The organism is Mesorhizobium sp. BR-1-1-10, assembly GCF_020165595.1.
GTDB lineage: Bacteria > Pseudomonadota > Alphaproteobacteria > Rhizobiales > Rhizobiaceae > Mesorhizobium > Mesorhizobium australicum.
On the sequence record NZ_JAIUIL010000001.1, the window covers coordinates 276,856 to 292,229 of the forward strand.

Genomic DNA, 15,374 nt, shown 5'->3' on the forward strand with positions numbered 1-15,374 from the left:
CAGATTTCGGCCGGAGCAGATCCAAATCCGGCTGCGAGGAAAATTCATTTTATAGGCATGTCGGCCACGATGACCGCTTCTGGTGCCAATCTGTTCAGGTCGACGGGAAGAATGACGGGACAAGAGCACAGTGGGAATACGGCCACCCCGCGCGGGCCGTTCAAAGGCGTTGAGGGGGTTTCGGCAACCGCTTCGGACGTCGGCCGCGCCAAAATCGGGAATCCTGGCACCGGGATGGCACGTTGCATCGAACGCCACCGGCGCCTCGTGGCCGCCGTTGAGAGGTTCTCCCGGAAAAGGTATGCCAGCCGTTTAAGCCTGCTGTCGGCTGCCGCCTGGCTGGCTCTGGTCGTAAGCCGGTTTCTTGAACGATCTGCGTGGCGGCGACTGGTCCAGCGCAAGCCTGCTGAAAGCTGCGAGGCCGAGCAGAAAATTCTTTATCTGATTGCTGCAATCCTTGCGCGGAAGACGCATTTGCAACCCGCGGAGGTCGACGAAGTCAAAGCCAGTGTCATGGAATTCCAGCCGGGCATTGCTGATTTACTGCGCAGAAAAGACGCGTGACTCTGATGTAATCCAGAGGCCGTACTCATCGCGTCAGTGGCCGTTCGACTGTGCCCGGTGGAGGCGTCACATCAAGAGCGGCGACTTTGGCTGTTGCGAACTTGCGAGGGCCCGGCGCTACCGAACCGAGCTGGAAGCGCGCCTTCTGGCGTCCACAAAGGGCGGCGTGATCTCATATTTGCGCTCGGCGATTAGATTGGAATCTGCGACTGGCCTTCGCGCCAAACTCCTGTCGATGGCCTTGGCGCGCCACTCGTCCATGTCGAGGACGTATGTAGACCACATTCCATAGCGCGCCGACACGGCGTAGCGTTGCCACTTCAAATACTGCGAGCGGACCGGGGTGCCGGTCTCCACCCGCGCCCAGCCGACGCGCAGCATCTCCACGGCAAGGTCGTGCCCGTCGGCGACACACCTGCCTTTGAGGGCACCGTCGCGATCAGGCAACTCGTCTAGGAGACAGATAACTTGTCTGTCGCCGACCACCCGCTTCAGCCAGGCTTTTGCCAAGGCCCCGCACGGAACCGGCTTCAGAACAGCACTTTCGCCGCGCCGCTTGGCATCGAAGGCCCATTGCGGCAATTCGCAACTGTCGATGCCGGCAAGGCGAACTTTTTGAGCCGATCGAGGAAACCACAAGGTGCGGCCGTCGATCACGCTGGCCCGTCCCGCAATCGCCTTTGAAGATCGCCCAGCGGTCAGGGAAGCAGGCTCACCACTTTGCCCGCTCCCAGCCGCTCTGGCGATATCGGCGCCGGGCGAAGGAGAGGGGAGGCAAGAGCAAGCCAGCGCGGTCAGCGCCCAAAGCAAATGCCTCGCGGTCATGGCCGCGACGCTCTTGCGCCGGCAGCCTGACCAAGCAGGATCGCCGGATGCTGGACGTCCTTGAACTGCCACAGCCCGGCGTGTCTGTCGCGCGCCGCCTGCTCGGCGACGGCGTAGCCGGCGTGATAGGGCAATCCGTCGGCACGCAGCGCCGCGAAGGCAAAGCCACTTGTGATCATGAGATTGCCGAGATCAAGCCGATCGCCCTCGATCATGACGAAACAGGCAACATGTACGGTGTCGCCGACCCTCAGCACAGGGGCGCATTCAGGCCTGGTGTCGGCGATCAGGGCGCCGAACACCGCGAGCGAAGCCTCGCCACAATCGGCACGGTGGCCGGCGGCATCGGTGTATGAAGTTCCGCGAAGGCACGCCTGGGTGCCGTATAGACGATACTTGGTGCCGGCTTCGACCCAACTATCGCCAGTCTCGAGCGTCACGCCCGGTCGCAGGTCGAAATATCCGGGCTGCGCGGCGCCTGCCGGGCCTGCGGCGAGCGCGCCGGCCAGGAGAATACGAACGGTCCTCATTGCGCTTGCGCCTTGATCCTGGGATCGGCCCACATGCCATAACCGCGGCGACCGATCTTTTCTGCTTCTGCGAGATCCTTGCGCACCGCAGTGCCGTCAGGGTTCCTTGCCACCCAGTGGCTACCAACCGAAACCAGCTGCTCCTCGAACATGTCCACCGTGTCGAGGCTGCCGGGGTAATTGTAGTAGCCGTAGCAGGTCGCATCCTGAAGCGGCGCATTCGCCTCGCTGACGAAGGCACGGCAGAAGATCACCTTTGGCGATTGCAACAGCGTCTCCAGTCCCTTCCTGGCATAGTCGGCGCAGGTGCCGGAGAAATCCTCGCGGCGGTTGACCAGATCGCCCTCGCAGGGCTCGATTCCATAGAGGCGGAGTACCGTTTTTGAATCGACGCGGAAGTCGATCGGCGAGACGGCCTTGAAGCCGGTCGTCGAAGCGAAGCCCTTGCGCTCGGCGATGCTCCCCTGGCCATCGTAATATTCGACGACCAGGACCGTCTTTCCCGGCGCGGCGAGTGACCTGATGTAGGCCTGATCGACGGGTTCGGCCGCGATGGCCGGACCCAATGACGCCAGGCAAAGGACGAAGCTGCCGCCGACGCTGGCTCTCATGTTTGACACTCCCAAATAGCATGCCGTTTCGATCCAGCTTGCCAATTCCGGATCCTTTGCGCAACAAAAAACAATATCGATTTGACATTCTTTTTTCTGTCAGCTACCGATTCATCGAAACTTCAACCCAGCGGCGTGGAAACTTGCGATGGTTTCTCCATTGTTCATATCGGCAAACCGGCGGCTGCTCCTGCTGCTGAGTTCGGCCCTCGTGAGTTGGCCCTCGGCATATTCTGTAAGCAGCGCGGCGGAAACCCGTGACCTGCGCCAGCCGCCGCGCAATTCAACGGTTTCCGCGGTCAGCGCGGGAGAGCCCGGCATAATCGACAGCGTTTTCCATAGCCGCTGGGCGGAGGGGGCGGGAGAGTATGTGCTCGATGCCCAAGGCAGAATTCGTCAAACCCAAGCTCCCACGCGCGATGACGTGGATGTGAAGCCGGCGGGGCAGACGGCGAGCGCATCGCGCTCCATCGAACATAGTCAAATTGACTTTGCATCGGCTAACAACGGACTTCCCGGCGACGCTGAATGCGGGCCATCACCCCTCAATTCGGAAGAGATCGCACGGCTCGTGGCAGAGGCTGCATCCAGGTATGGCGTCGATCGCGATTTCGCACTTGCAGTCGCCATGTCTGAAAGCCGCCTCGACGACAGCCGCAACTCTCCGAAAGGGGCGCGTGGCCCGATGCAATTGATGCCGTCGACGGCAGCCCATCTCGGCGTCAGCGACATATGTGATCCGGCCGAAAACATCGACGGCGGCGTGCGGCTGCTGCGGGATCTGTTTGCCACCTATCGCAACCCGCTGATCGTTGCCGCCGCCTACAACGCCGGCGAGGCGAGGATCCTTCAATATGACGGCGTGCCACCCTTCCCGGAGACGGTCCGGTTCGTCGCCGACGTTATCAATCGGCAGCTGAAGCTGCCAGCGCTCGGGCGGCAGGCCGGCAGCGGCATAGCGGCTAATCCTGCTGACACCGGCAAGGCGCCTCCTCTCATCGGAGCGAACTCTACAGGCAAGCCGCGGCAGTGGGTCGGGGGCGTCCTGCAATTTTGACGGAGGAAGACATGAAGCGAGCCCTCTCGAACGCTCGACGGACACGGGCATTTCGAATTGCAGGCACCGCCCTGGTCCTTGGCGTATCGCTGTGCGCCATTGCCCAGCCGGCGTTGGCGCAGACCTCCGGCGCATTTGCACCGCTCGAAACCGCGGTGCAAATGATTGTCGATTTCATAACCGGCCCTTTCGGACGGCTGCTCGCCATCATCGCCGTCATCGGGCTTGGCTTTCTGGCCTTCGCCGGACGCCTCTCCTGGTTCACCGCGGGCGCCGTGGTGATCGGCATCGGGCTGGTGTTCGGGGCGCCGGCGATCGTCGATCAGATGATATCGGCTGTCGGCAAGTAAGCCATGAGCGGTCATTCTGACGACAGGCCGCAACTGACACCTCTGGTGATCGGGCTCACCCGGCCGCCGATGATGTGGGGAGTCCCGCTCAGCGCCTTCTACCTCATCCTCGGCATCACGCTCATCGCGTTCCTGGTGACCAGCAGTTTCTGGGCAGCCGCAATCGCGCCTGTCACCTATCTCGCCCTGTTTGCGCTCTGCAGCCGTGACCTGCGCATCCTCGATCTGGCCCAGACCGCGGGGCGCCGCACACCGCGCACGCCAAACAGGATCTTTTGGCAAACCAATTCCTACGGGCCCTGATCATGCTCAACATTGTCGCCGAAGAACTGGGCTTCGGACGCCAACGGCGCCGCGACAGACCAATGGCCATGCACGTGCCCTACATGCGCCACCTCGCCAACACGGTGATCGGTCTGGAAAGCGGGGCGCTGCTCAGCGTCATCAAGCTCGATGGCTTGTTCTTCCAGACCGAGGACCAGGCCGAGCTCAACATGCGGGCCAGCGTGCAGAACACCATGATCCGGGCCCTAGGCTCGAGCAGGTTTTCGCTGTGGTCGACCGTCATTCGCAGGCAAGTCATTCCAGAGATCGGCGGTTCTTTCTCGGATCCGTTCTGCGCTCTCCTCAACACACGCTACATGGCCGAACTCAAGCAGCGCCGCATGTTCACAAACGAGCTGTACCTCACCATCGTTCGCTCCCGCATGCGTGGCGCGCTGGGCGTAGCCGATAGCCTTTCTGCCGTGTTCAGCCGGACGCGTGACAGGGACAGCCAGAAACAGCAGGTGCTCGAGCGCATCAACGAGTTGGAGGAAATTGTCTCCACTGTCGCACGCGACCTGCAGAAATATGGAGCCCGGCCGCTTGGCATCGTCTACCGCGACGGCCAGCCCTATTCGGAGCCGTGCGGGTTCTTCAACACGCTTCTGACCTGCGGGACGTCTGCCCCCATGCGGCTGCCGCGCATGGCGATCCGCAACTATATCGGCACCTCGCGGCTGCACTTTTCCAAAAGGACGCTGCAGGCGCAGGGTCCGACGACGGCTGACCACCGCTTCGGCGCCATGCTCTCGATAAAGGAATACCCGCCTTTTTCAGGACCGGGCATGCTGGATGGGCTGCTGCAGCTCAATCACGAATTCATCCTGACGCAATCTTTCACCATCGCCGACAAGCCGATCGCGCAAGAACGGATCGCAAGATTGCAGCGGCAGATCCAGGCGTCCGACGAAGCCGGCAGCACGGTCGAGACCGACATCGATTTTGCCTTCAACAGCCTCGTCAACCAGGAGGCCGTGTTCGGCTATCATCATTTCAGCCTCCTGTGTCTGGCGCACGACCTTGCCGGCGTCGACAAATCCGTCTCGGAACTCGGCGCCTGCCTCACCGACATGAACATCAACTGGCTGCGCGAAGACCTCAATATGGAGGCCTCATTCTGGGCGCAGCTGCCAGGCAACCACAGCTACATCGCCCGTTCTTCCATGCTGTCGAGCGCGAATTTCGCCGGCTTTTCGTCGATGCACAATTTCGCCACCGGCACGGCCACGGGAAATCACTGGGGCTTGCCGATCGCGCTGTTTGAGACGACGTCGCAGACACCCTACTGGTTCAACTTCCACCAGCGCGACATCGGCCACTTCCTGGTCACCGGGCCGACCGGATCCGGCAAGACCGTGGTGCTTAGCTTCCTGCTCGCGCAGGCGCTTCGCATCTCGCCAGAGCCGCGTGCGGTCTTCTTCGACAAGGATCGCGGCGCCGAGATCTTCATTCGCGCCGTCGGTGGAACCTATGAAGTGCTGGAGCCCGGCGTCGCCACCGGCTTCAATCCGCTGCAGATGGACAATACGCCGGCCAACCGCGAATTCCTGCTGCGGCTGGTCAAGGCGATGCTGCAACCCGCCGACGGCCGCGGCTTCTCGCAGGAGGAAGAGCATACGCTCGAAGGCGCGATCGCGCGCATTTGCCAGGTGCCGGCGCAGCAGCGCACCTTCGGCAACCTCTCGGCTCTGCTGATGGGGCGATCGCGCTCCGACGCCAACGACCTCCAATCACGCCTCAGGCCATGGTTCGAGGGGGAGAGGGCTTGGTTGTTCAATGCGCCGCGCGATGTCCTGTCCTTCTCCGGCAGCCGCATCTTCGGTTTCGATATGACGCATGTGTTGGACAATGCCGAGGTGCGCACGCCTGCACTGATGTATCTTTACCACCGCCTCGATGAGCTGCTCACCGGCAATCCCGTCCTGATCTTCATGGACGAGGGCTGGAAGCTTCTGCAGGACAAGACCTTCTCCGGCTATATTGTCGACAAGATGAAGACGATCCGCAAGCTGAACGGGATCGTCGGGTTCGGCACGCAGTCGGCGGCCGACATCGCCAAGGCACCACAATCGCACACCCTCATCGAGCAGTCCTCCACTAACCTGCACTTTCCAAATCCGCGCGCCGATGAGGAGAGCTATGTCGGCCGCTTCGGGCTGACGGCCAAGGAGTTTGCCTTTGTCAGGAACACGCCACCGGAGCGGCGGACGTTCCTGATCAAGCACGGCAACGATTCCGTCATTGCCCGCCTTGATCTCTCGACCATGCCTGACATCCTCAAAGTGCTGTCGGGCCGCAAGGAAACGGTCGAGGCATGCGCAGCCCTGCGGGCGCGACTGGGTGATGATCCGGCACTCTGGCTGGCGGAATTCTGCGGTTGGAGGCAATCGACATGATCCGGCGTCTCCCCCTGCTTTTGCTGCTTCTTGCCTCGCCCTCGGCAGCCGATGTGGCGACCATCGACGGCTCGGTGCTGGAAAGGCGAAAGGACCGCAACGGCAATGTCACGGCACTCGAGAAGGCCGATCGCGATCGCTACAGCGTCGATCAAAGCGTCACATGCGCGATGTATCGGCCGGGCCGCAAGGACGATCCGCTTGCCGCCGCCAACGCCAACCCAACCATCGCCGGCCTCGTCCGGCGGGTGGCCCGCGAGGAGGGCGTCGACGAGAACCAGTTTCTGGCCCTGGTCTACCAGGAGAGCAGGTTTAACCCCTGTGCAAGATCGAGCGCTGGCGCCATCGGGCTGGCGCAGCTGATGCCGGGAACGGCGGCGGAGCTTGGCGTTGACGCAAACAGCATCGAGCAGAATCTGCGTGGCGGGGCGCGTTACTTCAAGCAGCAGCTCGAGCGCTTCAACGGAAACGCCTCGCTTGCACTGGCCGCATACAATGCAGGTGCCGGCAGCGTCGAAAAATACGGCGGCATCCCGCCCTTCAGAGAAACGCAGGGCTATGTCGCGGCGATAACGCAAAAGTGGCTGCCGGCCTTTGGCGGCTCGGACAAGTCGGGCATTCCATTGAACTATGGCGGAACGGGTGCCGCCTTCCAGGGCATGCGTACCGCAACGCTGGACGCCATGGGGCTGACCAGCGCGGTCGGCGACGGCTCAAGCGATGTGGCGTCCTGGTTTGAGCAATTCGGCTCGGCTGCCACCGGCACGGTTCAAGACAGCTGGGACAAGAATTCCGGCGCCCGCAACGCCAATGTCGAAATGCTCAACCGGCTGATCCAACTGGGCGCCAGTTTCGCAGACCTGGTCAACTCGAGCAACGCGGTGACGCTGAGCGATCTTTCAGGCGCCAGCCGTTCGGGTAGCCGTCCGAAGCCCGACCACCAGCCGCCGACAGGCGGGTTTTGCGATGCGCGCGCCGGTCTGGTCTGGAGCCGGCAGGCGCAAGCCTGCGTCCACAAGCTCGAGCAAGAGGTCGAGCTGTTCTTCAACCCGCAACAAGGAGGTCTCCAATGAAACGTGCTCTTGTGCTGGTCGCCGCGACTGTGATGGTCACCTCGGCCAAAGCCGACATTCCGGTGATCGACAGGACGAACTATGCCGTCGCCAAGGACACCGCGGACAAAACCGCGAGAATCCTGGACACCAACAGGGATATTCTGACCACCGTCGAAAAGACCCTGCAGGCGGTTACCGGCAATCGCGGCAGCGACGCCGGCTCGCTCAAGGACTTGGCGATCGGCAATGGTTTCAGCGTCTCCTCGGTGCCTTCCTTCGACAGCGTGCTTCAAAATGGCGTGCCGGATTTTGGCTCCATGAGTCCGGAGATCGCCAAGGCAGCGACGACCTTCATCAACGGCATGCAACTGGTGAAATCGCTGTCTGGCAAACAGCACAGTCCTCTGGCGAGCGACAAATCCTACGAGGAGATGGTCAAGACGGTGCTCGGCGTGTCGGCTCTGATCACTGGCTCGCGACAGGCTGTCGCAACGCGGCGTACCGCGCTCGAGCGGGCCGGGCAGGGGATCGGCCAGGCTCAGGACATCAAGGGCTCGATTGACCAGAACACACAATTGCAGGTGCAGACCGGACTGACCCTGAACGAGATGATCGGCGTCATGAACGGTGCCGTCCAGGCGCTGCAGGCGGAGAACCAGCGCAGGTTGACTGATATTTCAAACACCAAGAAGGCGCTGACCTACGAATGACACGAGGCCGGCACGAACCGATCGCGCTTAGCGTCGTGGCGCTGCTGCTTGCCGGGTGCGCCACGCCCAAGGAAAAATCCGCGCCCTGCAAACGGCCGGCCGCCGTGATGAGCTACGCGGCACAAGCCACCCACCTTGAGTGCGGGCCGATGCGGCCGGTCAACCCCGACACAGCGGCGGCATGGGCAATGATCGGCGGCGATTTTCCCTCTCGAACGGAATAGGGCTGACGTGGATAATTTCATAGGCGAACTGCTGCAGCGCATCGATGCTTCGGGCGAGAATTTCTCCGAGCGTGCGTTCGAGGTTCTGAGCAGGGACATCGAGCCACTGCTTCGGCTGCTGTTCATGCTGGTCGTGCTCTTCTACGGAGTGCAATTGGTGCTGGGAACGTCGAGGCTCAGCGCTGCCGAGATCGTGGGCCGCGTCGCCCGCGTCATGCTGATCCTCGTTCTGGTCAGCACCTGGTCGCGTTTCCAGGCTCTCGTCTACGCCTGGATCACAAAAGTCCCGGAGGCGGCGGGGCGGGCCATACTGGCCGCATCGGGCACAGGGGTGACGGAACCCAGGAACGGCCTCTCGGAGATCTGGCAGACCGCCAATCTGGCAGCGTCCACATTTGCCGAGCAGGCCGGCTATTTCTCCGTTCTGCCGGCCTTGATCGGCATGATCATCATGGCCTTTGCCGGGCTGTTCGTCTCCGTGGCGCTGGGCATCCTGGTCCTGGCCAAGGTGATCCTATGGGTTCTGCTTGGCACCGCGCCGATCTTCATCGCCTGCATGTTCTTTGATGTGACGCGCAACTACGCGATGGGATGGCTGAACCAGTCGCTGCTCTACGCACTGATCCCGTTGTTCGTCTACGTGATCGCCGCCTTCCTGATCGCGGCGATGGCGCCGGAACTGACCAAGATCAACCAGATCTCGGGCAATCGCGAGCTGAAGCTCAGCGACCTTGCAGCCTTCGTGATGTTGTGCCTGGCCGGCAGTTTCGTTCTCTTGCAGATCCAGTCGCTGGCGCAAGGCATTGTCGGCGGGCTCGCGATGCCGGTTGGTCAGCGTTCGCGAGCCCTCACCGGCCGCGGCGTCCTGTCGGGGCGCGCCGCTGTTGCCGGCTCGGCCACACAGATGCAGGCCGCTGTCAATCGTGTGCAGGCTCGATTGCGCAGCCCTCAAACGCCCTCGCGCGAGGCCATGCAGCGCGCCATCACCGCCAATGCGCAGACGCGGTAACACCAAAACGCAACAGAATTGTCCTCCAACGCTCCGCGACGTCCAATGGCAGAACCCCTCGACGAAAAGCTGCGATCCTACTTTCAGGACGGTGACGTCTGGGAGCACGAGATCTTCAAGCGCGCCATGCGCTCCAGCCGCATCGCCTGGTTTTTCACGCTGCTATTTGCCTCGATCGCGGCCCTTGCGCTGTTGGCGCTGGTGCTGATGGTGCCGCTGAAGAGCTTCGAGCCCTATGTGGTCGAGGTCGACAGGAACACCGGCTATGTCGAGGTCAAGTCGGGATTGACGAGGACTTCTGATCTCACCGATCAGGAGGCTGTCACCCAGGCCAATGTCGTTCGCTACATCCGCAACCGCGAGGGATATGATCCTTTTGCCATCGACGAATATTTCGGGATCGCAGCGCTTTTGTCGACCGACGAGGCGGCGCGCGACCTGCAGATGCAGTTCAGCGCCGCCAACGCGCAAAATCCGGCGAAGATCTATGGCCGGCTGAAGCGGGTGCTTGTCGATATCAAGTCCGTCACCTTCCCAAACGCCAGTACGGCGATCGTGCGCTTCTCGACCACAGAAAAGAGCGAGACGGAAGCCATCGACAGGCATTGGATCTCGGTGGTGAGATTCCGCTACACCGAGAGCCCGCTCAAGAACGAATGGCGCTTCGAAAATCCGCTCGGCTTCCAGGTCTACAGCTACCGCCGGGACCAGGAAACGGTGACACCGGGCGGTTCCGAATGATGGCACGCGGTCTGGTCGTGGTCGCTTATCTGATCGTCTTCGAGTTCACCGCTGTGGCCTTCGGCGCGCAGACGCCGAAGGCCGGTCGCCTGGACGCGCGCATCACCAGCGTCACCTATCAGGAGAACAACGTCGTCCAAGTGCATGCAAGCTATGGCATATCGACGATGATCGTCTTCGACGAAGAGGAGAAATTTCAGACCATATCGCTCGGCGACAGCGAAAGTTGGCAGGTCGTTCCGGCTGAGCAGGGCAACATCCTTTTCGTCAAGCCCATCGCCAGGAACGTGACGACGAACATGAACGTCGTGACCAGCAGGCGCATTTACTTTCTGGAGCTGAACGATAGTGCTCCCGCAGGAGGCCGGCAGGTGTTCGGCATTCGTTTCGCTTATCCGGAGAAGGACCGCGACGCCGCGCTGAGGAGTGAAGCTGAGCAGCGCGCGGCCTGGCCCAACATCGCCGCGATCGACAAGGCCAATGTCAACATCGACTATTCATTTTCCGGCGATGCGGGTCTGAAGCCGGCGTTGGTGTTCGATGACGGCACAAAGACTTTCTTCCGTTTCGGCCGGCGTGCCGCGGCGATCTTCGCCGTCAATTCCGATTTCTCGGAGACGCTGAGGAACTTCCGCAAGGAAGGCGAGTACATCGTCGTCGACGGTGTCGCCGCCCAATACACGTTGCGCGACGGCAATCAGTGGCTGTGCATCTTCAATCTTCGAAAGCCCGATTTCGGCGCGCCCGATGCCGACGCGCTGGCGCCAGTGCGGGACGACATGGCAACGGTCCGCAGGAGGAGCGGAAATTGATCCAGCGAAGTCCCGAACTGGAGGCTTTGGCCGGCAATGACGACCCCGCTGTTGCGGACGGGTCCGTACGTCGCAAGCAGCTTGCCGGTGGTGCCGTCCTGATCCTGCTGGGCGTTGTGGCGAGCTATTTTACCTTGGCTGGGCGTCAACCGTTGCAAGGCCACGTGCCAGCCGGTGACGAGGAGTTCTCGACCACCAGTTTTCGGCCGCCTTCGTTCATGCGTGAGCGAGAACAGCCGGCGAAGCCCACCGCGCCCGAAGTGATCGAATTGCCGCCACCGCCACCACCGCCGCCAGTGCCGAGTCCCAATGTCACGCCTTTCGATGTGCCACCGCCCCCAGCGCCTGTATCCGCTCCCGACGCCCCGGCAGCCCGAGGCGATGAGTTTCCCAAACGCTTTCGTTCCAAGATGATCGTCTTCGACGAAAAGGGGGCGACCAGCGACGAGCAAGGCGCCTCGGCCGGCGATGCGCAAGCGCGCGCCGTTGCCGGCGAAGACCGTAACAGCAAGTTTCTCGCTGCAGCGGCTAACGTCGGCGATCGCTCGGCACGGGCCAGGAAGATCGCCCGGGTCGATGCACTGATTGCGGAAGGCACGCTCCTTCCCGGCATTCTTGAGACCGCGGTTGTCAGCGACCTTCCCGGTCAGATCCGCGCCATCGTCGCCGAGGACGTCTATTCATTCGACGGCCGTCGTGTACTGATCCCGACAGGCACGCGGCTGATCGGTGAATACCAGTCCGAAATCACCCGCGGACAGAAGCGCATCTTCGTGATCTGGACGCGATTGCTTCGCGATGACGGTGTGAGCGTCCGCTTGAACTCGATCGGCGCCGACAGTCTTGGCCGCTCCGGGCTTACCGGCCGGGTCGACACCAAGTTTCGGGAGCGCTTCGGCGCGGCCATCCTGCTTTCGATCGTCGGCGGCGGCGCCAGTTACCTGACCGGCTACGGCAGCCAGACCGCGACAGGCAGCGACGAGGCAAGGCGCGCTGAGGATATCGCACGCTCGACGATTGCTCAGACGTTCTCGGACATGGCCAACCAGGCGCTTGGCGAGAGCCTGAAAATCCCGCCGACGATCAGCGTGCCGCAAGGCGAGCGGATCTTCGTCTTCGTGCGCCAGGACCTCGACTTTTCCGCCGTCTACGACGATCCGGTTTCAGAGGCATTGGAGGAAATTCGTCATGAGCACGGCTTCGATCGAGCCTGGCAACAATGACCGGCACTATTTCCTTCACCGGTCTCTCGAACCGCTCAAGCCGCTGCTGACAGATCCACAGATTGTCGAGATCTCGATCAACAAACCGGGCCATGTCTATGTCGAGCGCCTTGGTGCCGGTCACATGGAATACCATCACATTCCAAAGCTGACAGCCTCCGAAATCGTCCATATGGGCGAACGGGTCGCGGCTGCCACCAATCAGTTCATTGGTCCCGCAAACCCGATCCTCAGCGCAGCCCTTCCAACTGGGGAGCGCATACAATTCGTGCTGCCGCCGGCAGCGCCCGAGGGGGGCGCGGTTTCGATCCGCAAGCAAGTCGTTGGCGAGTTCACGCTCGAGGATTATCGCGACGCTGGCGCCTTCAATAAGGTATCCGTTGCCACCAGCGGCATGAACGATGCCGATCGCGGCTTGACGGAGCTTTTGCGGAGGGACGACGCCTATGGCTTTGTCCGTAGCGCCATTTTCAGCCGCGTCTCCATCCTAATCAGTGGTGGCACCTCAAGTGGCAAGACCACATTCATGAACGCCTGCCTCAAGGCCGTCCACGAGGGCGAACGCCTGATCACGTTGGAAGATACGCGCGAGCTGTTTCCTCCCCACCGCAACACCGTGCACCTGCTTTCATCCAAAGGCGACCAAGGCACGGCGAGTGTGACGATCCAGAACCTGCTGGAGGCCTCGTTGCGCATGCGCCCGGACCGGCTGTTCGTGGGCGAAGTGAGGGGAGGTGAGGCGTTCTCGTTCCTGCGTGCGATCAACACGGGCCATCCAGGCTCGATGTCGACAGTCCACGCCGACACGCCTCGCGGCGCCTATGAGCAGCTCGCCATGATGGTGACGCAATCGGGTCTGTCGGCAGCTTACTCGAAAGCCGACCTTATCTCCTACATTCGCAGCGTCATTCCGATCGTTGTCCAGCTGAGGCGCGAGGGCGGACGTCGTGGCGTGTCGGAGATCTATTTCTCAAGAATGGATCGATCATGACCGGCACGTTCCGCATCACCTATCTCGTTTTCTGCCTCGCGATTGGTTTTGTCGTCTGGCTGCTCGCCTACGGGGTGGTGCTACAGTTGTTGTATGGCGACGGCCGCATCTTGCAGGTCACCGCGACAACCAATCCGTTCGCAGCGCTCCAGCAGCTTGCCCGTTACCCTCACAACGCCGTGTTGCAGCGGACCAGTCTGGGGGCAGCCGCCGTGTCGGTCCTCATCGCCGGTGCGATCGCCTCTCTCGGTTTGAAGCGTGCTTCCGAACCGCTTGGCAATGCTCGTTTCCAAAATACGACCTCGCTGCGGCATGGCAGATGGTTCCGGCGCCACGGACACATTCTGGGGCGTTACGGGCGCCATGTCCTTCGCGTCCAAGACGAGCGCCATCACCTGGTCATCGGTCCGACGCGCTCGGGCAAGGGGACCTCCTACGTCATCCCGAACGCACTCACTCATCAAGGGTCGATGATCGTTACCGACCTGAAAGGCGAAATCTTTCGCTCAACGGCCGGGTATCGCAAGGCAACCGGAAACCAGGTCTTCCTGTTCGCGCCGGGCAGCGAAAGAACACATCGTTACAATCCGCTCGACTTCATCAGGCCCGACCGGGGCGATCGCACAACGGACATTCTGAACATAGCAAGCATTCTCGTCCCCGAGAGTGCCGATTCCGAGAACGCGATCTGGCAGGCCACCGCGCAGCTGGTCCTGGCTGGGGCTATCAGCTACGTGAACGAGAGCGACTCCTATCGCGGCCGCCGCAATCTTGGCGAGGTGATTTCATTCTTCAACAGCGGCGTCGATCTGCAGGCCCTGATGAGCCTCATCAAAGAAAAGGAGCCGAACCTGTCGCGCTTTACGCTCGAAAGCTTCAACGCCTATATCGCGCTGTCGGAGCGCGCCGCTGCGTCCGCGCTGCTCGACGTGCAGAAGGCCCTGCGTCCCTTTCGCAACGAGCGCGTGGTCGCAGCCACCGAGGTCACCGACATGGATCTTCGTGCGCTGAAGCATCGACCGATCTCGATATACCTGGCGCCCAACATCACCGACGTGGCGATGCTGAAACCGCTGCTATCGCTTTTTGTCCAACAGTCGCTGGACACGCTGCTGCTCACCCAGGACCAGAATTCGCTGCCCATCTACTTCCTGCTGGACGAGTTTCGGCAGCTGAGAAAAGTCTCCGAGATCACCAGCAAACTGCCCTATGTGGCCGGCTACAACATAAAAATGGCCTTCATCATCCAAGACCTCAAAAACTTGGATGAGATCTACGGCGAAACCGCCCGCCATTCGCTTATGGGCAATTGCGGATATCAGCTAGTGCTTGGCGCAAACGACCAGGTCACGGCCGAGAGCGTTTCAAGGGGACTGGGCAAGAAGACAGTGCGTTACAGGACGGAGTCGAGAACGATCGAACTGATGGGGCTGCATCGCCGCACCAAAGTCGAACAGGTGCGCGAACGCGATCTGATGATGCCTCAGGAGGTCAGGCAAATGCCCGCCGACAAGATGGTCATCCTCGTAGAAGGGCAGGCGCCTGTTTTGGCAGACAAGTTGCGCTTTTTTGCGACTTCTCCATTCAAGGCAATGGAGCGGTTCTCGCGATCCACTACCCCCGATGTACCAGCGACGGAGCTGCTGCCGCGGGCTGCGATACCCGCGCTCACAGACGCCTATTCCCAGTCGGGCGCGTCCGAAGATCGCCGCATTGCAGCATTCGGCACAGCTCATCCGCCTACGCCTCCCTCCGGAGCTGCGATAGAGGCGCGCTTTGTTGCTGCAGCTCGAAAACTGAAACAACTGACCACCACGGCATCCGAGAGATCCAGCGGCAAGGCAAAGCGGAATTGGTCCGCGCTTTTTGATGAGATCGTGCCTGACGATCCGACCGGGCAGGAAGACGATGCATGCAGTCAGGGCCCGTCAACTTTCGGCACGAGCTAACTT

17 protein-coding genes are annotated in these 15,374 nt (G+C 61.6%); 14 read left to right on the top strand and 3 right to left on the bottom strand.

All coding sequences use genetic code 11. The features are described 5' to 3' along the window. Positions 1-111 precede the first annotated feature (111 nt). On the top strand, positions 112-564 hold the full coding sequence (locus tag LB555_RS01190; protein WP_224682168.1) for a hypothetical protein: 453 nt from the start codon (positions 112-114) through the stop codon (positions 562-564). Between the two features lie 117 nt (positions 565-681). Here the strand turns inward: LB555_RS01190 and LB555_RS01195 are convergent, their stop codons facing one another. The 3 genes from LB555_RS01195 to LB555_RS01205 form a co-directional block, all read right to left on the bottom strand. Beyond that, positions 682-1,221 (bottom strand): thermonuclease family protein, encoded by a 540-nt coding sequence (locus LB555_RS01195; protein WP_224682169.1) that lies wholly within the window; start codon positions 1,219-1,221, stop codon positions 682-684. Positions 1,222-1,385: 164 nt separating this feature from the next. Continuing rightward, positions 1,386-1,919: a thermonuclease family protein gene (locus LB555_RS01200; RefSeq protein ID WP_224682170.1), complete on the bottom strand. Its 534-nt coding sequence runs from the start codon at positions 1,917-1,919 to the stop codon at positions 1,386-1,388. Next, positions 1,916-2,530, bottom strand: coding sequence for a hypothetical protein (locus tag LB555_RS01205; RefSeq protein ID WP_140877512.1), 615 nt, complete (start codon positions 2,528-2,530; stop codon positions 1,916-1,918). The genes LB555_RS01200 and LB555_RS01205 overlap by 4 nt, the downstream gene beginning before the upstream one ends. Positions 2,531-2,678: 148 nt before the next feature. Between LB555_RS01205 and LB555_RS01210 the strand changes: the two genes are divergently transcribed. Genes LB555_RS01210 through LB555_RS01270 form a run of 13 tightly spaced genes read left to right on the top strand, consistent with a single transcriptional unit; the run spans position 2,679 to position 15,371 of the window. Then, positions 2,679-3,587: a lytic transglycosylase domain-containing protein gene (locus LB555_RS01210; protein ID WP_140877510.1), complete on the top strand. Its 909-nt coding sequence runs from the start codon at positions 2,679-2,681 to the stop codon at positions 3,585-3,587. 11 nt (positions 3,588-3,598) lie between these two features. After that, a complete protein-coding gene (locus tag LB555_RS01215; RefSeq protein WP_140877508.1) occupies positions 3,599-3,937 on the top strand; it encodes a TrbC/VirB2 family protein in 339 nt (112 codons plus the stop codon). Positions 3,938-3,940: 3 nt separating this feature from the next. Then, positions 3,941-4,240, top strand: coding sequence for a type IV secretion system protein VirB3 (locus LB555_RS01220; protein ID WP_140877506.1), 300 nt, complete (start codon positions 3,941-3,943; stop codon positions 4,238-4,240). A 2-nt stretch (positions 4,241-4,242) separates the two neighbouring features. Continuing rightward, complete coding sequence (locus tag LB555_RS01225) at positions 4,243-6,657, top strand: VirB4 family type IV secretion system protein (protein ID WP_140877504.1); 2,415 nt, start codon at positions 4,243-4,245, stop codon at positions 6,655-6,657. Beyond that, positions 6,654-7,730 (top strand): lytic transglycosylase domain-containing protein, encoded by a 1,077-nt coding sequence (locus tag LB555_RS01230; RefSeq protein ID WP_140877502.1) that lies wholly within the window; start codon positions 6,654-6,656, stop codon positions 7,728-7,730. The genes LB555_RS01225 and LB555_RS01230 overlap by 4 nt, the downstream gene beginning before the upstream one ends. Then, on the top strand, positions 7,727-8,422 hold the full coding sequence (locus tag LB555_RS01235) for a type IV secretion system protein (RefSeq protein WP_140877500.1): 696 nt from the start codon (positions 7,727-7,729) through the stop codon (positions 8,420-8,422). The genes LB555_RS01230 and LB555_RS01235 overlap by 4 nt, the downstream gene beginning before the upstream one ends. Next, positions 8,419-8,646: a hypothetical protein gene (locus LB555_RS01240; RefSeq protein ID WP_140877498.1), complete on the top strand. Its 228-nt coding sequence runs from the start codon at positions 8,419-8,421 to the stop codon at positions 8,644-8,646. Before LB555_RS01235 ends, LB555_RS01240 begins: the two co-directional genes overlap by 4 nt. Positions 8,647-8,653: 7 nt before the next feature. Further along, complete coding sequence (locus tag LB555_RS01245; protein WP_224682171.1) at positions 8,654-9,655, top strand: type IV secretion system protein; 1,002 nt, start codon at positions 8,654-8,656, stop codon at positions 9,653-9,655. Positions 9,656-9,700: 45 nt separating this feature from the next. Further along, on the top strand, positions 9,701-10,396 hold the full coding sequence (locus tag LB555_RS01250; protein WP_140877494.1) for a virB8 family protein: 696 nt from the start codon (positions 9,701-9,703) through the stop codon (positions 10,394-10,396). After that, positions 10,396-11,208: a TrbG/VirB9 family P-type conjugative transfer protein gene (locus tag LB555_RS01255; RefSeq protein WP_224682238.1), complete on the top strand. Its 813-nt coding sequence runs from the start codon at positions 10,396-10,398 to the stop codon at positions 11,206-11,208. Before LB555_RS01250 ends, LB555_RS01255 begins: the two co-directional genes overlap by 1 nt. Further along, the gene (gene virB10 / locus LB555_RS01260) at positions 11,208-12,431 is read left to right on the top strand and encodes a type IV secretion system protein VirB10 (protein ID WP_140877732.1); all 1,224 of its coding nucleotides are present in this window, start codon (positions 11,208-11,210) and stop codon (positions 12,429-12,431) included. The genes LB555_RS01255 and virB10 overlap by 1 nt, the downstream gene beginning before the upstream one ends. Next, on the top strand, positions 12,397-13,422 hold the full coding sequence (virB11, locus tag LB555_RS01265) for a P-type DNA transfer ATPase VirB11 (RefSeq protein ID WP_140877492.1): 1,026 nt from the start codon (positions 12,397-12,399) through the stop codon (positions 13,420-13,422). The genes virB10 and virB11 overlap by 35 nt, the downstream gene beginning before the upstream one ends. Continuing rightward, complete coding sequence (locus LB555_RS01270; RefSeq protein ID WP_140877490.1) at positions 13,419-15,371, top strand: type IV secretory system conjugative DNA transfer family protein; 1,953 nt, start codon at positions 13,419-13,421, stop codon at positions 15,369-15,371. Before virB11 ends, LB555_RS01270 begins: the two co-directional genes overlap by 4 nt. The last annotated feature ends 3 nt before the right edge of the window (positions 15,372-15,374 follow it).

Coding starts and splice junctions, on each gene's coding strand:
- LB555_RS01200 (WP_224682170.1), bottom strand. CDS start 1,919: ATGAGGACCGTTCGTATTCTCCTGGCCGGCGCGCTCGCCGCAGGCCCG.
- LB555_RS01240 (WP_140877498.1), top strand. CDS start 8,419: ATGACACGAGGCCGGCACGAACCGATCGCGCTTAGCGTCGTGGCGCTG.
- LB555_RS01235 (WP_140877500.1), top strand. CDS start 7,727: ATGAAACGTGCTCTTGTGCTGGTCGCCGCGACTGTGATGGTCACCTCG.
- LB555_RS01220 (WP_140877506.1), top strand. CDS start 3,941: ATGAGCGGTCATTCTGACGACAGGCCGCAACTGACACCTCTGGTGATC.
- LB555_RS01215 (WP_140877508.1), top strand. CDS start 3,599: ATGAAGCGAGCCCTCTCGAACGCTCGACGGACACGGGCATTTCGAATT.
- LB555_RS01190 (WP_224682168.1), top strand. CDS start 112: ATGACGGGACAAGAGCACAGTGGGAATACGGCCACCCCGCGCGGGCCG.
- virB11 (WP_140877492.1), top strand. CDS start 12,397: ATGAGCACGGCTTCGATCGAGCCTGGCAACAATGACCGGCACTATTTC.
- LB555_RS01270 (WP_140877490.1), top strand. CDS start 13,419: ATGACCGGCACGTTCCGCATCACCTATCTCGTTTTCTGCCTCGCGATT.
- LB555_RS01255 (WP_224682238.1), top strand. CDS start 10,396: ATGGCACGCGGTCTGGTCGTGGTCGCTTATCTGATCGTCTTCGAGTTC.
- LB555_RS01225 (WP_140877504.1), top strand. CDS start 4,243: ATGCTCAACATTGTCGCCGAAGAACTGGGCTTCGGACGCCAACGGCGC.
- LB555_RS01250 (WP_140877494.1), top strand. CDS start 9,701: ATGGCAGAACCCCTCGACGAAAAGCTGCGATCCTACTTTCAGGACGGT.
- LB555_RS01230 (WP_140877502.1), top strand. CDS start 6,654: ATGATCCGGCGTCTCCCCCTGCTTTTGCTGCTTCTTGCCTCGCCCTCG.
- LB555_RS01210 (WP_140877510.1), top strand. CDS start 2,679: ATGGTTTCTCCATTGTTCATATCGGCAAACCGGCGGCTGCTCCTGCTG.
- LB555_RS01205 (WP_140877512.1), bottom strand. CDS start 2,530: ATGAGAGCCAGCGTCGGCGGCAGCTTCGTCCTTTGCCTGGCGTCATTG.